Source organism: Streptosporangiales bacterium, from assembly GCA_009379825.1.
Taxonomy (GTDB): domain Bacteria; phylum Actinomycetota; class Actinomycetes; order Streptosporangiales; family WHST01; genus WHST01.
In genome coordinates this window covers 46,344-62,160 of sequence record WHTA01000027.1, presented here as the reverse complement: position 1 = coordinate 62,160, position 15,817 = coordinate 46,344, and the positions used below count along the sequence as shown (strand labels likewise).

Here is a 15,817-nt window from a genome sequence, read left to right as displayed (position 1 = left end):
TCCCACAACGTCGGCTGATCATTTACAGTACGAAACACGATGGCCTCGACCCCTTCTCACCCAAGGGTTCGAGGCCATCCTCTCGACGAACAAACCCCCACTCAGAGACCGCCACGCCCCGACTTTTTCAGGTCGAAGTAGATACGGCGAGGCGCCGGGCGCTGGAGGGCGGGGTTGGTGGCACGGTGCCCGGGTCGACCACGGATGACTGCGGTGTGTGCTCTCGGCACGGCGCCTCGGCGTGGCATATCTGCCGGGAAACCAGTACGAACGGGCCAATTCGACCGGCTGTGCGGTGCTAACCAGGCGTTCGCCGCCCGGTGGCGGCTGCTGGCTATCGGGGTGGTTACCGAGGGGCCCATTTGGCGGTTTGGTGTCCCAGGTGATGGAACTCTCGGCGAGCGGCCCCTGGCGCCCGGGACTTCCAGGGCATTGAAAGAGGGCCCAGCCTTAGGGGCGGAGGCTGGGCCCTCTGGTTTGGGAGTGAGACCGGACACCGGCTCGGGGCTACACAGTGTCCGGTCCCACTTGCTTGTGGGGGTGGCGCCGACCTGGTGGTGGGGTTCGGCGCCACCCCGCTCGGGGATAGGCGCGGGAGGGGGCTATCCGCTCGTTGAGCCCGTTGCGCCGACCACAGCGGGGCGTGTTCCCTCGGGAACCTGGGTCAGCGGCTGCTTCCAGCGGGGCCGGACGGCCAGCGGGTCATCCGCCTGAAAGCTCTTCCCACACTGCAGGCACCAGACGCGGGCGGCGTTGCCACACAGGTTGGGGTGGGGGCAGGCATCTGCGGAGTACATCTCTCTCTTTCCCGATCGTGCCTTATCCCCGAGCCGATCTCGCGATTTGCGCCCCGCACCCTGTAACGGTGCGTCCACAACTCGCGATGGCACTTACAGTGACACACAATGAACCGTCCGTCAAGTGCTATCAGCAAATTGCAGATCCAATTTGTATGAGCAAGTGACTTGATTCCATGGTGACCAGGGAGAGACACTTCTTTTCATGGCGAAGGCGATCGGACCTACCGTCCCCCGTTGGCAACTCGGCGAACGGCTGACCGGCCTACGCGAGGAAGCCGGCATGACGCTCGCAGAGGTCGCCGACGAGATGGACTGCTCGGAGTGGAAGATCCGCCGTATCGAGCAGGGACAGGTCGGTGTCACCAGACCGGAGCTGCGCACGCTCCTCGACTTGTACGACGTCGAGGACCGGGAACCGCTCGAAGAGCTACAGCAGCTCGGTCGTCAACGGGGTTGGTGGTCCAGGTATAGCCGCTACCTCGCGCCTAACCACGCGAACTTGCTCGGCATCGAGTCGGCCGCCGTCTCGATCCGGGCTTGGGAGCCACTTGTCATACCGGGACTGTTGCAGACCGAGCCGTACGCGCGCGGTCTCACTCGGGCAAACCTGCAGTCCGATGAGGATGGTGCCCGTTCCGTCGAGATCAAGATCGCCAGGCAGAAGCTGGTCTGGGACGACGACCCGCCAGCGGCTTGGTACGTGCTCGACGAGAGCGTCCTCAAGCGGAAGATCGGCGACAACGCCATCATGCGGGAGCAGTTGAAGCGATTGATCGATCCGCCCAACCGCTGCACGATCCAGATCCTTCCGTACGACAAGGCCGAGCATCCTGGCGCAGCCGGGGGTCTGACGATCTTCGAGTTCGACCAGGATCTACACTCACCGATCGCGTACATCGAGAGCCAGGCTGGCTCTCTCTATCTCGAGGAAGCTGAACTCGATCGGTGTAGAAGTGTCATCGACCATACGATGGCGCTGGCGCTCTCCCCTGCGGAGAGCGTTGAGTTCATCCGAGGGGTCCTGGGAAGAATCAGCCCCGATCACCAGGAGGACAAACAATGAACAAGCAGGTTGACCTGACTGGTGCCGCGTGGCACAAGTCGAGCTTCAGTAACCCGGACAACTGCGTCGAGGTCGCGCGTGTGCAGAGCCACTACGCCGTCCGCGACAGCAAGAACCCGCAGGCCGCGGCGCTCGTCTTCACACCGTCCGAGTGGAGTGCGTTCGTCAAGGGCGTCAACGGCGGGGAGTTCAGCTGAGCACACCGCGCTAGTCGCGGCAAGACCACGAGGCGGGCCCCACCTCTGAGCAGTACGGTGGGGCCCGCTCTGTGTGCTGCCTACCGCTCGTTCGACTGCTGTATGCAGCCCGCTGCGTGGTGGCTAGCTTTCCGCACGATGTACGCACGGCGCAGGGTCAGCGCCGCCGCGACCAGGAGCGCCGCCGTGAGCAGCCAGCCGACGATGGCGCCGGCATACGGCGTCACCCGCGGTACCCCGGCCGACGGCGGGATCGAGCCGGACAAGGCGATCCAGGCCGCCGTCCTGCTCGCGCCGATGGCCGTGATGACGGCGAACCCGACGTTGACGAGCGCGCATCGCCAGCCGAACGCCGTACGGTCGAGCAGCTGCACCGCGTAGCAGGGCACGACGAGGGCCGAGGTGCTCATCGGCAGCGCGTTCGGCCAAGCCACCTGCCACAGGTTGAGCAGCTGTGGGGCGCTGTCGATCCAGCTCCGCACCGACACCCAGGGCAGGAACGTGCTCAGCGCGCACAACAGCCCGACGCCGCCGGTGACCAGCTCGAGCTTGGTGAGATACCTGCCGGGAGCCACGGTGAGCCGCCAGGTAGCACGCCGGGTGCGACCGTACAGCCGCTGCCACAGGTCGCCGGCCGAGGTGTCCGCCTCGACGCGCTCCCAGATCGCGTCGAGCACCTCGCGCGCGTCCTCGCCGCGGTGCTCGTCGAGTAGCGCCGACGCCAGCCACAGGTGCGCCTGTACGTGCAGGTCGGCGTCGAGTCCGGTGTCGATGGCGGCGCGGTAGGCGGCGACCGCCGTCGCCGCGTCGCCGGTGTCGTGACGGGTGGCAGCGAGCCAGAACCACGCCTCCGCCTCGTCCGGGCCTTCGGCGTCGATCACGGCGGACAGGACCTCGATCGCCGCGGGCAGGTCTCCTGCCGCACGCAGCCGCATCGCGGCGTCGAGGTCGGCGTCCGGCATGGGCGGTGGCTACCTGGCTCGTGCCGTGGCCAGCCGTCCGGTAGGGACGGGACCGCTGAACGCCCGGACGAGCGCGAACACCGCGATGGTGAGCACGACGACCGTGAGTGCCCCAGGCGCGTAGAGCCCGAGGTCCGGCCGGATCGCCGGCTTGGTCGCCTCGGGGTAGAGGAACTGCGCCGCGCCGTCGAGCTTGAGTAGCAGCAGGGACAGCCGCAGGATGCCGACGGCGGCGAGCACGGCGAGCACGACGTTGACCACCGCGAACCACCGGGTGAGTGCGGGCCGGTTGAACATCTGGGTCACGTAGACCGCGAGCACCAGCCCGATCGCGCAGATCAGCAGGCCGTCCAGCGTGGTCACCGACCACAGCGACGTGCCGACCAGGCCCGGGTACGGCGACTTCCCCGGAGCGCCGCTCGCCGTGCTCACCTGGGTCCACGGCAACGCCGTGCTGACCCCGCAGAGCACGGCGAAGAGCGCGGCCGCCAGCTCCGCCGGGGTCAGGTGGAGGCCGGGCCGCAGCCGCAGCACCCGGCCGGCCCGTTTCGCCTTCTTCCGTACCGCCGCGGCGAGCTCGGTGAGCTCCTCGTCGTCGTCGACGTCCGTGTCGTCCAGGATCGCGATCGCCTCACCCGACCGGCCGACCTTGCGCAGCGACCGCGCCAGCGAGATCTGCGCGAGCGGTTCCAGGTCGCCGAGGTCGAAGCCGGCCGCCTCCCGGTACGCGTCCACGGCCGCCTCCGGGTCGCGCTTGGCCTCCCAGGTCACGCCCAGCCAGTACCAGGCCTCGCCCTCCTGCGGACCCTCCTCGTCGATGATCCGGTTCAGGACCTTCGTCGCCTCGTCCCACTGGCCCTCTTCGTGCAGCCGGTGTACGGCGTCGAGGTCGTCGTCGGGCATCGTCTCCTCCTGGCTGGGCGGCGGCACGTGTGCTGGCATGGGCGAACGTAGCCGGTCCCGCGGCTCAGGGCCAGTCGGACGCGCTGGCACCCGAGTTGACGGAGTGCTAACCGCAGAATAATGTGCCTGTTGGCACTCTGGTATAGAGAGTGCCAGCAGTAGGACGCGACGCAGGTCGGTCTGGCACCCGCGACGACAGGCCACCGAGGTCGCCTCTCATCCATCCTGGACAAGACTTCCGGAGGGGGAGGTCAGATCGTGACGACGACCCAGCAAAAGGTTGTCATCCGACCACTCGAGGACCGCATCGTGGTTCAGCCGCTCGAGGCCGAACAGGTGACGGCCTCCGGCTTGGTCATCCCAGACACGGCCAAGGAGAAGCCGCAGGAAGGCAAGGTCATCGCCGTCGGGCCGGGCCGTTGGGACGAGGACGGTGACAAGCGGATCCCGCTCGACATCAACGAAGGTGACGTCGTGCTGTACAGCAAGTACGGCGGCACGGAGGTCAAGTACGGCGCGGACGAGTACCTGGTGCTCTCTGCCCGCGACGTGCTCGCGGTCATCGACAAGTAAGTCGTTATGGAGCGCCCCGGGATCCCTGGTTAGGTGACCCGGGGCGTTCGTCGCTCTACCCGAGAGGGAGTTTCTGTGCCAAAGATCCTTGAGTTCAACGAGGATGCCAGGCATCAGCTCGAGCACGGTGTGGACGCCCTCGCCGACGCGGTGAAGGTGACGCTCGGCCCCAGGGGGCGCAACGTCGTGCTCGACAAGCAGTGGGGTGCACCCACCATCACCAACGACGGCGTGACCATCGCACGCGAGATCGAGCTCGACGAGCCGTTCGCGAACATGGGTGCGCAGCTGGTGAAGGAGGTCGCCACCAAGACCAACGACGTCGCCGGTGACGGCACGACGACGGCGACCGTGCTCGCGCAGGCCCTGGTGAAGGCCGGGCTGCGCAACGTGGCCGCCGGTGCCAACCCGGTCGCGCTGAAGCGCGGCATCGACGCGGCCGCCAAGGCCGTCGCGGGCTGGCTCGGCGAGGTGGCCAGGGACGTCGACAAGCACGAGGACATGGCGCACGTCGCGACCATCTCCGGCCAGGACCCGGCGATCGGTGAGCTGATCGCGGACGCGTTCGACAAGGTCGGCAAGGACGGCGTGATCACCGTCGAGGAGTCCACCGGCCTCGGCCTCGAGCTCAGCTTCACCGAGGGCATGCAGTTCGACAAGGGGTTCCTGTCGCCGCACTTCGTGACCGACCAGGACCGGCTGGAAGTGGCCTTCGAGGACCCGTACATCCTGCTCACCCAGAGCAAGATCTCGACGGTCAGCGAGCTGCTCCCGTTGCTGGAGAAGGTCGCGGAGACCAACAAGCCGCTGCTGATCATCGCCGAGGACGTCGACGGTGAGGCCCTGTCCACCCTCGTGGTGAACAAGATCAGGGGCACCTTCACCAGCGCCGCCGTCAAGGCGCCGGCGTTCGGCGACCGCCGCAAGGCGATCCTCGACGACATCGCCATCCTCACCGGCGGCCAGGTCATCGCGGCGGAGACCGGCACCACGCTGGAGAACGCCGACCTCGACTCGCTCGGCAGGGCCCGTCGGGTCGTGGTGACCAAGGACGAGACCACGATCGTCGACGGCTCCGGGAGTGCGGACGCGATCGAGGAGCGGAAGAAGCAGCTGACCAAGGAGATCGAGCAGACCGACTCCGACTGGGACAGGGAGAAGCTGCAGGAGCGGCTCGCCAAGCTGTCCGGTGGCGTCAGCGTCATCCACGTCGGTGCCGCGACGGAGGTGGAGCTCAAGGAGCGCAAGCACCGCGTCGAGGACGCGGTGTCGGCGACCAGGGCCGCCATCGAGGAGGGCGTCGTCGCCGGCGGCGGTGCGAGCCTCGTGCACGCGGTGCCCGCCGTCGAGGCGCTCGAGCTGGCTGCCGACGAGCAGCCGGGCGCGAACGCCGTGAAGGCCAGCCTGCTCGCGCCGACCCGCAGGATCGCCGAGAACGCCGGTTACGAAGGCGGCGTGGTCGTCGAGCGGGTCAAGGAGCTGCCGGTCGGGCACGGCTTCAACGCCCGCACCGGTCAGTACGGTGAGCTGCTCGCGCAGGGTGTGCTCGACCCGGCGAAGGTGACCAGATCGGCGGTGGAGAACGCGGCGTCCATCGCCGGTATGTTGCTCACCACCGACGCGCTCGTGGCGGACAAGCCGGAGGAGCCGGAGGAGGACGCCGGCGGTGCCGGCCATGGCCACGGCCACTGAGGCCTAGCTGTCGACGAGGCCCGGGACGCCTGGCGTCCCGGGCCTCGTCATGTCTGCCGTAGGGGGGCCCTCGGTAGCGCGCTGCAGGCGCAGAATATAAATTTGGCAATTGCGATTCACACGTTCGCCCTCTCCAGCACATTTCGGCAGGAGGCCCCATGACGGAAGCACCGGAGAGCTCGGCGGTGAGCTCCGACCGGCCGACCTCCGCCGGCATCTACGACGTCTACCTGGGCGGCGCGAACCACAGCGTGGTCGAGCGCGAGACGGCGGCCAAGCTGCGTGAGCTGCTGCCCGACGTGGAGGCGATGGCGTGGGCGAACCGCAGCTTCCACCAGCGGGTGACCCGCTGGCTGGCGGAGCAGGGCGTGCGCCAGTTCATCGACCTCGGCGCGGGGCTGCCGACGCAGGACAACACCCACCAGGTGGCACAGCGGGTGGCCGCGGAGGCCAAGGTGGTGTACGTCGACATCGACCCGCGCACGGCCGCGGCCGGACGCGGGTTGCTCGCCGACTCCGCCAACGCGGCCGTGGTGATGGCCGACCTCTGCGAGCCCGAGAGGGTCCTCGGCAGCCGGGAGGTCCGCGAGCTGATCGACTTCGAGCAGCCGGTCGGGTTGATCTGCACGGCGGTGCTGCACTTCATCGGTGACGAGAAGGACCCGTTCGGGGTCATCCGCACCTACATGGACGCCCTCCCGTCCGGGAGCTACCTCGCTCTGACGCACATCACCGCGGACAAGCAGCCGTCCGGTCCGGTGAAGGCCATCTCCGGCATCTACCGGGGCGCGGGGGAGATGATCTACTTCCGCAGCCGCGAGCTGGTCGACCTGTTCTTCGCCGGTCTCGACCTGGAGCCGCCGTACGAGAACGCAGACCCGAAGCTGACGTTCATGGGCATCTGGGGATGTGAGGATCCCGAGGAGGCCGACGACGACGTCGGACGCTGGGCGTACGCGGGAGTGGCGCGGAAGCCCTGATGCGCTGGCCGTACCCGTGTGACGAGGCCCCGGACGCATCACGTCCGGGGCCTCGTCGCGTACCGGGGGCCGTGGCTACCGACGGTTCGCGGCGCCGGAGACACAGGCACGTAACGCAAATTCAGCGTTGGTATCTTGCGATTCACACGTATGCTCGAATATGGGATCCCTGTTTTGGAGGCGAGGATGGCAGCTGAGCGGACGCCGGACGCCGGGGCGAGAAAAGTGACGGCGGCCGGGCTGTACGACCACTACTTGGGGGGATCCAACAACACGCCGGAGGAGCGCGAGGCCGCCGCCCGCATCCGCGCGGTGTTCCCCGAGCTGGAGGGCACCGTGTGGGCGAACCGGTCCTTCCACCAGCGCGCCGCCCGGTGGATCACGCAGCAGGGGGTGCGGCAGTTCATCGACCTCGGCGCGGGGCTGCCGACGCAGGACAACACCCACCAGATCGTGCAGCGGGTGGCGCCGGAGACGCGGGTGCTTTACGTGGACTACGACCCGCGCACGGTGGAGCTCGGCGGCGAGCTGATGGCCGGCGAACCGAACACCACGTTCGTCCTGGCCGACGCGCGGAACGTGGACGACGTCCTGGGGGCGCCCGAGTGCCGGGAGCTGATCGACCTGAGCCAGCCGGTGGGCGTGCTGGCGACCGCGGTGCTGCACTTCGTCTCCGACGACGAGGACCCGATAGCCATGGTCGCCAAGTACATGGAGCAGCTGGCCCCTGGTAGTTATCTGGTGCTCAGCCACATCACGGCGGATCGACAGCCACGGGAGCGGATCAAGACATTCTTGGATATCTACCGCAGCGCCGGCGAGATGGGCTACTTCCGGAGCAGGGAGCAGATCGAGGCATTGTTCGACGGTCTGGAGCTCGTGCCGCCGTACGCGGGTTCCGAGGGGAAGCTGACGTACATCGGTGTCTGGGGTGCCGACGACCCGGTGGAGGCCGACGACGACGACGGCCGGTTCGGCTACGTCGGAGTCGCGCGGAAGCCGTGAGATGTGCATACGTGGAAGGCGGTGAACCGTGTCGAGAGCCGATGCGGTCAAGCCGACCGTGGCCGAGCTGGGGATCGACCTCGACGGGCTGACCTGGCGCCGCTCCGGCGGGCCGGACGGCCTGGAGGTGGCGTTCGCCGGCGAGTGGGTGCTGCTGCGTACGGGCGGCGCCGACCCGGCCGAGGCGCTGGTCTTCGACCATGGCGAGTGGGACGCGTTCCTCCGGGGCGCGAAGGACCAGGAGTTCGACGACGCGGTGACGAACGGCGGGTAGTTGGGCGAAAGCACAGTGCACGACTTGCGATTCACAAGTTAGGCATGCGTATTATGGTTGCGTTGCCCTGTCAAGGAGGTGGTCCGAGGTGAGTGACGACACCTTCGGTGCCACCATTGCCAAGCGCAAGCTCTCGCGGCGCCTCACGCAGCTGCGGCAGGCGAACGGGTACACGGCCAACCAGGTCTGCGACAGGCTCGACTGGGGTCGCGGCAAGGTCGGCCGGTTCGAGGCCAACACCTGGCGGCGGCCGGAGATGTCCGACATCCGCGACCTGTTGCGCCTCTACGAGAAGTCCGAGGACGTTCGGCAGGAGCTCGAGGAGCTCGCCGTCAGGGCCCGCGAGCGGGCCTGGTGGCGGGACTACTCCGACGTGTTCGACAACGAGTTCCCCGGCTTCGAGGGAGACGCTGAGCGGATCCGCGTCTACGTCCCTCTCGTGGTCCCAGGACTTCTCCAGACCCGTTCGTTCATCGAGGCGTACATGGGAACCGACACCCTCACGGGTGAGACGCGGGAGCGGGCAATCGAGGCACGGTTGCGCCGGCAGGCGGTACTCGACCGTGCGGAGAGCCCTCCTCGGGTGGTCGCCGTGATCACCGAGGCCGCGCTGGCGTATCACTGGGGTAGTACAGCGTGTCAGCGCGGCCAGGTGGCGCATCTGATCGAGATGGGTGAGCGGCCGAACGTCGAGCTGCGGATGGTCCGGTTCGCCGATGGACCGCCACCCGGCTTGCAGGGCCCGGTCAACATCTTCGACTTTCCCGGTGACGAACCCAGCATGGTGTTCGCGGAGACCGAGTTCTCCCTGTACGAGGTGCTCAATACGAAGGAGGCCGAAGTGTATATCGACTCCTTCGAACGAACCCGCAGGGCCGCGGCAGAACCTGCCGAGACGGCGGCCTACTTGAAGGAGTACATCCGGAAATTGGAGTAGCCATGATCGACCTGTCTCAAGGTGACTGGCGTAAAGCCAGCTTCAGCAACGGAGCCAATGCTTGTGTCGAAGTCGCAGCGAACTTCCCCGGCGTCACTGCCGTCCGGGACAGTAAGCGGCCGGACGATGGCGCCCTGGTCGTCAGCAAGGAGGCGTTCTCACGTTTCCTCGGCGACCTGAAGGAAGGTCGTTTCGACCTCTAACGGAGAAGAGAAACGACACGATCCCCCCGGTGGAGCTGGCCCCTCCGCCGGGGGGTCTCTTTGTGTCTGCGTCCTGTCTCAAGGCGCGCCCGCCTAGCCTATAACGACGATTGCCCTGCGTACCCCGTATCTCGAATCTTGGTAACACCGTCTCCCGCCCTTGCCACACAAACTCGGTGGGCGTAGTCTCTCGTCGAGATCTGTGAATCACGGATGCTGAGTCATAAACAGTCGCCTGCTAGATGCGAAAGCGCAGATTGAGTATGCAGAGCACCGAGGGGGCCGGCCCGGGTCGCGCTGACGGGTCGAAGGGCGTGGGCGCTGAGCAGGGTGCTGTGCGGCCGGGAGTCGCAGGTATGCCTGCGCTGCCCTGGCACAAGGTCGACGACCTCCGCCCCGTGCAGGTTGCTGCAATGCAGACGATGGACGACGCCAGGCGCGAGGGCGTGCTGTCCGACGACGAGGCCCGTGAGATAGAGCAGCTCATCCGCGACGGTTACGTACACGGTGCACGCAAGCGGGTCACGAGCGCGCGGAAGCGAGCGCAGCGATGAGATCCGTGACCGTGCACGTGGAAGAGGCGGGGTGGCACGCGCCACCCGCATGAACCCGGAGGCCGGGCAGCGACTTGCCCCGATGCTGCTGCCCGGCCTCTGTCCAATGTCCTCGCAGGTCCCTTTGGTCCCTTCGGAGCCTGCGAGGAACCACGGTGTGGCGGCGGCAAACCCCGAGGCTGCCGAGCGCACTGCACGGTGCGCTGCCCGTCTCATCTTTCCGCTGATTCGCGGCTCGGTGCTGATGGACCGTCAGCGTTCCCCACGTTGCCTGTCCTGGGGGCGTGCCTGGTCGTTGTCTCGGCCGGCGAGGCGGCCGGCAGAACCGGCGCCCGGTGTCGATCGGGTCCCGGCCGGCGCCATCTTGGCGGGGGAGTCCACACGGGGAGCGACTCGCTGCCCGTCCTGGCCGCCTTCGCCGCGGTAGCCCGCGGAAGTGGCCCAGGTGACGAGCCCGGCGGTGAAGGCTGCGCCGGTCAACGCCGCCGCCTGGGGCGGTGAGGCGCCGGCCATGTCGGCCACAGAAACCGCGCCAGCCGTCACAGCCCCGCCGGCGAGGACTCTACCGCCCGCCTCCCTGGTGGCGTCCCACAACCGCCGACCCAGCGAACGCCGCTCGGCTTGCCCGTCTTGCGCACGCAGCTGGTAGTTGCCGGTCAAGACCGTGGTAGCACGGGCTCCTGCCAGCGCCAAGGTGAATGCACCGCCGGTACCTGCGGCCGCGAGGTCCGGAGATACGTCGGCCACGAGTGCCAGTGAGGTGCTAGCCACCGACAAGGGCATACTGATACTGAGCGCCCGGCCCGCCTCCTTGGTGGCATCCCGCAGTCGCTGACCCACCGAGCGCCGTTCCGCGAGCCTGTGCTGGGCGCGTTGACCGTAGTTGCTCGTCTCCGCCATCGGAGGATCCTTCGCCGCTGCGCCGACCTGACCGGGCGAGATTAGCACGGCGGCCGAGACCGTGGGTGGCTTCGGTCGGCCGCCTCTCAGCTTTGCTCGGCGGTGCTCTCATCGACGTCGGGCGACGTGCTCTTGTGCAGGGAGCGCAGCGCCGTCGCCACGTAGGTGGTCAGTGCTGTGGTCGCCAGGGCGACCAAGCCGATGCCGAGCCAGAAATCGTTGACGGTGGCGGTCGACCAGTTCGCAGTTCGGTGCTGAAGTTCCACCAGCCAGGGTGCGGCAGCCAGCCACAGGCCACCGAGCAGGGTGAGTACGAGTGCCGCCACGCTCAACTTGTCCTTGCCGTTCACAGCGGCTGCTCCCTTCGGTACTGGCCGGTCAGCTGCTGGTGACCGTCGCGTCGATCCCGTTCCAGGTCCTGGGTCAGGGCTGCGACCAGCGGTCCGACGAGTGCTTTCAGCTCGGTGTCGGCACCGCCGGCCGGCTCGGTGGCGGGCGCCGGTTGCGGCACGGGTGCGTGGCGTGGGCGCGGCGTCACCAGGCCGCGGTCCAGCAGGTGTTGTCGCAGCGCGGTAGCGCTGGCGAGCAGTCCGACCAGGCCGACGAACGCCAGGCCCGCGCCCGTACTGACGTCGGTCCAGGTCTGGTCGGTCCAGTCGGCACCCTTCGGCTGGCTGCCGAGCGCGAACGGTGCGAGGACGAGCCACAGTCCGCCCATGGCGGCGAGTGCGGCCGCCACGGCGCTGACCAGTCGTCGCGTCATCGGATGATTCCCCCTACTTCAGTTCGGATAGACGGGTTCTGCCGGTTCGGCCGACCGGGCCTTCGCGTGTCGGCTGATCGGCAGCGGTTCGTTGCGCGCCATGCCGGTGGCCTGCCGGAGGAGCAGGGCGGCCAGTGGCCGGATGTGCCGTTCCACCGCGACCCTGGCGCGGTCGGCGACCGTGCCGGGTTGGTTCGGCACGAGTCTGGCGAGCGTCGCGGTGAGCTCGCTGCGGTCGTCCAGCGTCTTCGCCCGCTCTGCGACGAGAGCGAGCAACAGCCCGGCGAGCAGCAGGTCGTCGTCGGTGTGCGCGTTCGTCGCCGGTGCCACAGGTGGTGTCGCGGCTGCTGCCGCACCGCCGGTGCGCAGGGTGAGCTCGGGCGTCAACAGCACGGCGACGAACGCCAGCGCCGCGGCGGGCACGCCGAGTAGGAACACCGCGTGCAGCGACCTGGTGAATGCTTCGAGCACGATGTCCTGGATCGGCCCGGGCAGCTGGTGGATCGCGTCCGGGGTGCCCAGGTGTACGTCACCGCCGCCCTTCGGCAGCGGCACCCGGCGCTCCTGGAACAGGGACGTCATCTCTGTACTGAGCCTGTTGGTGAGCACCGCGCCGAAGCCGGCGATCCCGATGGCACCGCCGAGCGACCGGAAGAACGCCACGGCGGACGTCGTGGTCGCCAGGTCGCTGCGCGGTACCGCGTTCTGCGCGGCGAGGATCAACACCTGCATCGTCATGCCGAGACCGGCGCCGATGACCGCGATGTCCAAGCCGAACACCAGGTGCGAGGTGTCCACGTGCAGGTTCGAGAGGAGGAACAGACCGAGGCCGACGAACAGCGTGCCGGCCAGCGGGAAGACCTTCCACCGCCCGAACCTCGTGATCAGCCGTCCGCTCACGAGCGACATGACGAACATGGTGACGACCATGGGGACGGTCATCAGCCCGGACTCGGTCGGGCTGAGGCCCTTGACGATCTGCAGGTACTGCGGCAGGTAGATCATCACGCCGAACATCGCCACACCGACGAGCAGCGACGCGACGATGGTGAGCACCACGCTCTTGTTGGCGAACAGGCTGGGCGGCAGGATCGGGGCCGCGGCGTGCCGCTCGGCGAAGATCGCGCCGGCCAGGCAGATGACCGTCGCGGCGAGGAGGAGGACCGTCCAGCCGGAGTCCCAGTCGAACTCCTTGCCGCCGAGCGAGAGCCACAGCATCAGCGAGCCGGCGGCGCCGGTGACGAAGAACGCGCCCAGCCAGTCGATCCTGGCGTCCCGCTTCACGTGCGGCAGCTTGAGCACCTTCTGGATCACGATGAAGGCCACGACGGACAGCGGGATGGACACGTAGAAGCAGGCGCGCCAGCCGAGTCCCTCGGTGTCCACGAGGAACCCGCCGAGCAATGGGCCGAGCACGGTGGAGATGCCGAAGACCGAGCCCAGGTAACCGGAGTAGCGACCGCGTTCGCGCGGTTCCACGACGTCGCCGAGGATCACCTGGGTCAGTGACTGTAGGCCGCCGGCCCCGAGACCCTGCGCCGCACGTGCGGCGATCAGCTGCCCCATGTTCTGGGACAGCCCCGCCGCGGCCGAGGCGAGGACGAACAGCAGCAGGGCGAGCTGGAACAGTCGCTTGCGACCGAAGATGTCCGACAGCTTGCCCCACAACGGGGTGGAGACGGTCATCGCCAGGATGGTGGCGCTGGCGACCCAGGAGAGCTGGTCCTGGCCGCCGAGGTCGCCGACGATGGTGGGCAGTGCCGTACCGACGACCGTGGTGGAGATCATCGACGTGAGCATGGCGAGCAGCAGGCCCACCAGGATCTCCATCACCTGACGGTGGGTGTAGCGCGTCGGTTCGTCTGCTGATGCTGCCGTTGTCTGTGCTGACGTCATCGCGCCGTCACCGTCGTGGATCCTTTCGTAGCCTCGTGCTGTTGTGTTTGCTCGGCCGCGTCGTGCAGAGCGCGCGCGACACGGGTGAAGAACTCGGCCATGTCGGGGAACTGGCTCCTGGTCTCCTCGTCGAGGAGTTCGGCGTACCTCGTCATCTGGCGCCTGCGCTGCGCGTACAGCACCGAGGTGCCCCTGCGGGTCAGGGACAGCTGGTGCGCGCGCTGGTCGTCAGGGTCGGGCGACACGTCCAGCCAGCCCCGCTGTACGAGGGGTTCGAGCTTCCGGCTCACCGTGGAGACCGCCAGGCCGAGCTCGGCGGCGAGGGTGCTGACCCGCGTCGGCTGCAGTCGCTTGACCACGCCGAGGATGGGGATCGCGTTCTCCCCGACGTCGGGAGGCATCGGCGGGCGCAGCCGCTTCGCCGCCTGCTTGATCACCATCAGCGCTTCTTGCAGCTCGTGCAGTGCGCGCTCTTCCTCCGCGGAGAGCCCGGGGCCTTCGCCGGCTGTCGTTGGTTGCGGCATACAACCAAGTTAGTAAACGCACGTATACTTGTCAAACCGGGCTGCGATGATGTGCGGCGAGAAGGGGTGAGGCGTGTTGGGGACGGGCAGAACGCGCGACCGTGCCGCCACCGAGGCGCGCATCCTGGCCGCGGCCAGGCAGCTGTTCGCGAGCGAGGGGTACGACCGGGTGACCGTGCGGGCGATCGCCACGGCAGCCACCGCCAACCCGGCGTTGATCAACCGGTACTTCGGGTCGAAGCAGCAGCTGTTCGGCGCGGTGATCGCGGAGGCGTTCCGGTCGCAGCAGCTGCTCGAGGGCCGGCCGGACGACCTGCCGCGCCGGCTGGCGGAGTTCTGCCTCGGCGACCGCAGTGCCGGCGACCGCGCCCTGGTGGAGGCGCTGAACCGCTCGGCAGCGGTGCCTGAGCTGCGCGCCGCCGTCGCGGACCGCGTCGACGGTCAGTTCGTCCAGCCGCTCGCCGACCTGCTCGGCGGCGGCCCGCAGGCGCGGGTGCGCGCGCTGGCCGCGACCGCCTTGCTGACCGGCGTAGGCACCCAGCGGCGCTCGCTCGGCACCCGCGGCCTACCCAGCGGTGAGCAGGACGTCGCCGTCGAGGTGCTCGCCGACATGTTCGCCGCGGCACTCGGCCGCCGTTGACCGAAGTCAGCTCGGGCCGTCCTCGAGTAGGGCGGCGAGCTCGAAGTGCATGGGGTCGGTGTAGCTCCAGTCGCCGCCCCAGGCGAAGCCCCACTTCTTGAAGATGGCGACCACCCTGCGGTCCATCTCGCCGCTGGTGCCGCGCTGGTTGCCAGGGACGTTGAGGTCCACGGCGATGCCCCAGGTGTGCAGGGAGATCGGGCGGTTCGGGTTGTTCTCGATGAACCGTGGTACGTAGCAGCCGGCGTACTCGTCCGAGTTGATCTCGTCGGCCAGGCCCGCCTCGACGACGTCGGCGAGCGCGCCGCGCAGCTGCGGCAGCATCAGCCGGTGGCAGGTGACCTTGCCGAGGATCGGCACCCGCTCGGTACGGATGTTCTCCCTTACCCACGCCGGGTCGGGGGTGATGGTGCCGTCCGCGGAGTAGCGGTACGAGAACGTGCCGAACGCGCGCGCCGCGTCGTCGCCGGTCACGAACGACTTCGGGATCGCGCGCGGGGCGGACAGCAGGTCGACGTCGCCGCCCTTGCCGACCAGGTCGGTGAGGCGCTGGCCGACCAGGCCGGGGTCCGCCTTGCCCACCGACGCCACCAGGCCGGTGTGCTCGGTCAGGCCGAGCAGCTGGCCAACCGCCCGGTCGACCACGACGTCCACGCCGGGGAGGGTGGTGGCGAACGCGCCGACCCGCCGGTCCGCGCCCGCGAACCTGGCCTGCCCGCCGAGGTCGAGGTCGAGCTTGGCCGCCTTCCGGTGCATCACCGCGAGCTCGCCGCGCGCGACGCTGGCCCACAGCGGGTCGGACTCGGCGGTGCCGGTCGGCGCGTAGCGGCGGAAGGTGGACGGGTCGACGGCGGCGACGGTCACCTTGCTGCCGTTCAGCGTGGTGGTGCCGGCGACGAACGTCAGCGTGCTCGCGACTCCGGACGCCCGGCGGATCTTTGCCCGCAGACC

General features: G+C 68.4%; 19 protein-coding genes. 11 read left to right on the top strand and 8 right to left on the bottom strand.

Going from position 1 to position 15,817, the window contains the following annotated elements; translation table 11 throughout:
• The first annotated feature begins 1,002 nt into the window (after positions 1–1,002).
• Both GEV07_15320 and GEV07_15315 read left to right on the top strand, forming a co-directional pair.
• Complete coding sequence (locus GEV07_15320; protein ID MQA04031.1) at positions 1,003–1,863, top strand: helix-turn-helix domain-containing protein; 861 nt, start codon at positions 1,003–1,005, stop codon at positions 1,861–1,863.
• Complete coding sequence (locus GEV07_15315; protein MQA04030.1) at positions 1,860–2,060, top strand: DUF397 domain-containing protein; 201 nt, start codon at positions 1,860–1,862, stop codon at positions 2,058–2,060. Before GEV07_15320 ends, GEV07_15315 begins: the two co-directional genes overlap by 4 nt.
• 80 nt (positions 2,061–2,140) lie before the next feature.
• Here the strand turns inward: GEV07_15315 and GEV07_15310 are convergent, their stop codons facing one another.
• Positions 2,141–3,022 carry a tetratricopeptide repeat protein gene (locus tag GEV07_15310; protein ID MQA04029.1) on the bottom strand — a complete coding sequence of 294 codons (882 nt, stop codon included), beginning with the start codon at positions 3,020–3,022 and terminating at the stop codon, positions 2,141–2,143.
• A 9-nt stretch (positions 3,023–3,031) separates the two neighbouring features.
• A complete protein-coding gene (locus GEV07_15305; protein MQA04028.1) occupies positions 3,032–3,964 on the bottom strand; it encodes a tetratricopeptide repeat protein in 933 nt (310 codons plus the stop codon).
• 219 nt (positions 3,965–4,183) lie between these two features.
• On the opposite strand from GEV07_15305, the gene GEV07_15300 reads away from it, so the two are divergent.
• The 8 genes from GEV07_15300 (at position 4,184) to GEV07_15265 (ending at position 10,143) form a co-directional block, all read left to right on the top strand.
• On the top strand, positions 4,184–4,498 hold the full coding sequence (locus GEV07_15300; protein MQA04027.1) for a co-chaperone GroES: 315 nt from the start codon (positions 4,184–4,186) through the stop codon (positions 4,496–4,498).
• Positions 4,499–4,573: 75 nt separating this feature from the next.
• A complete protein-coding gene (groL, locus tag GEV07_15295) occupies positions 4,574–6,190 on the top strand; it encodes a chaperonin GroEL (protein ID MQA04026.1) in 1,617 nt (538 codons plus the stop codon).
• Positions 6,191–6,348: 158 nt separating this feature from the next.
• The gene (locus tag GEV07_15290) at positions 6,349–7,170 is read left to right on the top strand and encodes a hypothetical protein (GenBank protein ID MQA04025.1); all 822 of its coding nucleotides are present in this window, start codon (positions 6,349–6,351) and stop codon (positions 7,168–7,170) included.
• A 186-nt stretch (positions 7,171–7,356) separates the two neighbouring features.
• A complete protein-coding gene (locus GEV07_15285; GenBank protein ID MQA04024.1) occupies positions 7,357–8,175 on the top strand; it encodes a hypothetical protein in 819 nt (272 codons plus the stop codon).
• Between the two features lie 28 nt (positions 8,176–8,203).
• Positions 8,204–8,449: a DUF397 domain-containing protein gene (locus tag GEV07_15280; protein MQA04023.1), complete on the top strand. Its 246-nt coding sequence runs from the start codon at positions 8,204–8,206 to the stop codon at positions 8,447–8,449.
• Between the two features lie 67 nt (positions 8,450–8,516).
• Positions 8,517–9,386, top strand: coding sequence for a helix-turn-helix domain-containing protein (locus tag GEV07_15275; GenBank protein MQA04022.1), 870 nt, complete (start codon positions 8,517–8,519; stop codon positions 9,384–9,386).
• Positions 9,387–9,388: 2 nt separating this feature from the next.
• On the top strand, positions 9,389–9,589 hold the full coding sequence (locus GEV07_15270) for a DUF397 domain-containing protein (protein MQA04021.1): 201 nt from the start codon (positions 9,389–9,391) through the stop codon (positions 9,587–9,589).
• Between the two features lie 356 nt (positions 9,590–9,945).
• Positions 9,946–10,143, top strand: coding sequence for a hypothetical protein (locus GEV07_15265; GenBank protein MQA04020.1), 198 nt, complete (start codon positions 9,946–9,948; stop codon positions 10,141–10,143).
• Between the two features lie 252 nt (positions 10,144–10,395).
• On the opposite strand, the gene GEV07_15260 is transcribed toward GEV07_15265, so the two are convergent.
• From GEV07_15260 to GEV07_15240, 5 genes are all read right to left on the bottom strand, one after another.
• Positions 10,396–11,043, bottom strand: coding sequence for a hypothetical protein (locus GEV07_15260; protein ID MQA04019.1), 648 nt, complete (start codon positions 11,041–11,043; stop codon positions 10,396–10,398).
• Positions 11,044–11,129: 86 nt separating this feature from the next.
• Complete coding sequence (locus tag GEV07_15255) at positions 11,130–11,393, bottom strand: hypothetical protein (protein ID MQA04018.1); 264 nt, start codon at positions 11,391–11,393, stop codon at positions 11,130–11,132.
• The gene (locus tag GEV07_15250) at positions 11,390–11,806 is read right to left on the bottom strand and encodes a hypothetical protein (GenBank protein ID MQA04017.1); all 417 of its coding nucleotides are present in this window, start codon (positions 11,804–11,806) and stop codon (positions 11,390–11,392) included. The genes GEV07_15255 and GEV07_15250 overlap by 4 nt, the downstream gene beginning before the upstream one ends.
• Positions 11,807–11,824: 18 nt before the next feature.
• Entirely contained in the window at positions 11,825–13,702 is a 1,878-nt protein-coding gene (locus tag GEV07_15245; protein MQA04016.1) for an MFS transporter, read from the bottom strand.
• On the bottom strand, positions 13,699–14,226 hold the full coding sequence (locus GEV07_15240; protein ID MQA04015.1) for a MarR family transcriptional regulator: 528 nt from the start codon (positions 14,224–14,226) through the stop codon (positions 13,699–13,701). Before GEV07_15240 ends, GEV07_15245 begins: the two co-directional genes overlap by 4 nt.
• Positions 14,227–14,299: 73 nt before the next feature.
• Between GEV07_15240 and GEV07_15235 the strand changes: the two genes are divergently transcribed.
• Positions 14,300–14,866 (top strand): TetR family transcriptional regulator, encoded by a 567-nt coding sequence (locus tag GEV07_15235; protein MQA04014.1) that lies wholly within the window; start codon positions 14,300–14,302, stop codon positions 14,864–14,866.
• Positions 14,867–14,872: 6 nt separating this feature from the next.
• Here GEV07_15235 and GEV07_15230 read toward each other — a convergent pair whose 3' ends face one another.
• The gene (locus GEV07_15230; protein MQA04013.1) at positions 14,873–15,730 is read right to left on the bottom strand and encodes a hypothetical protein; all 858 of its coding nucleotides are present in this window, start codon (positions 15,728–15,730) and stop codon (positions 14,873–14,875) included.
• Positions 15,731–15,817 lie beyond the last annotated feature (87 nt).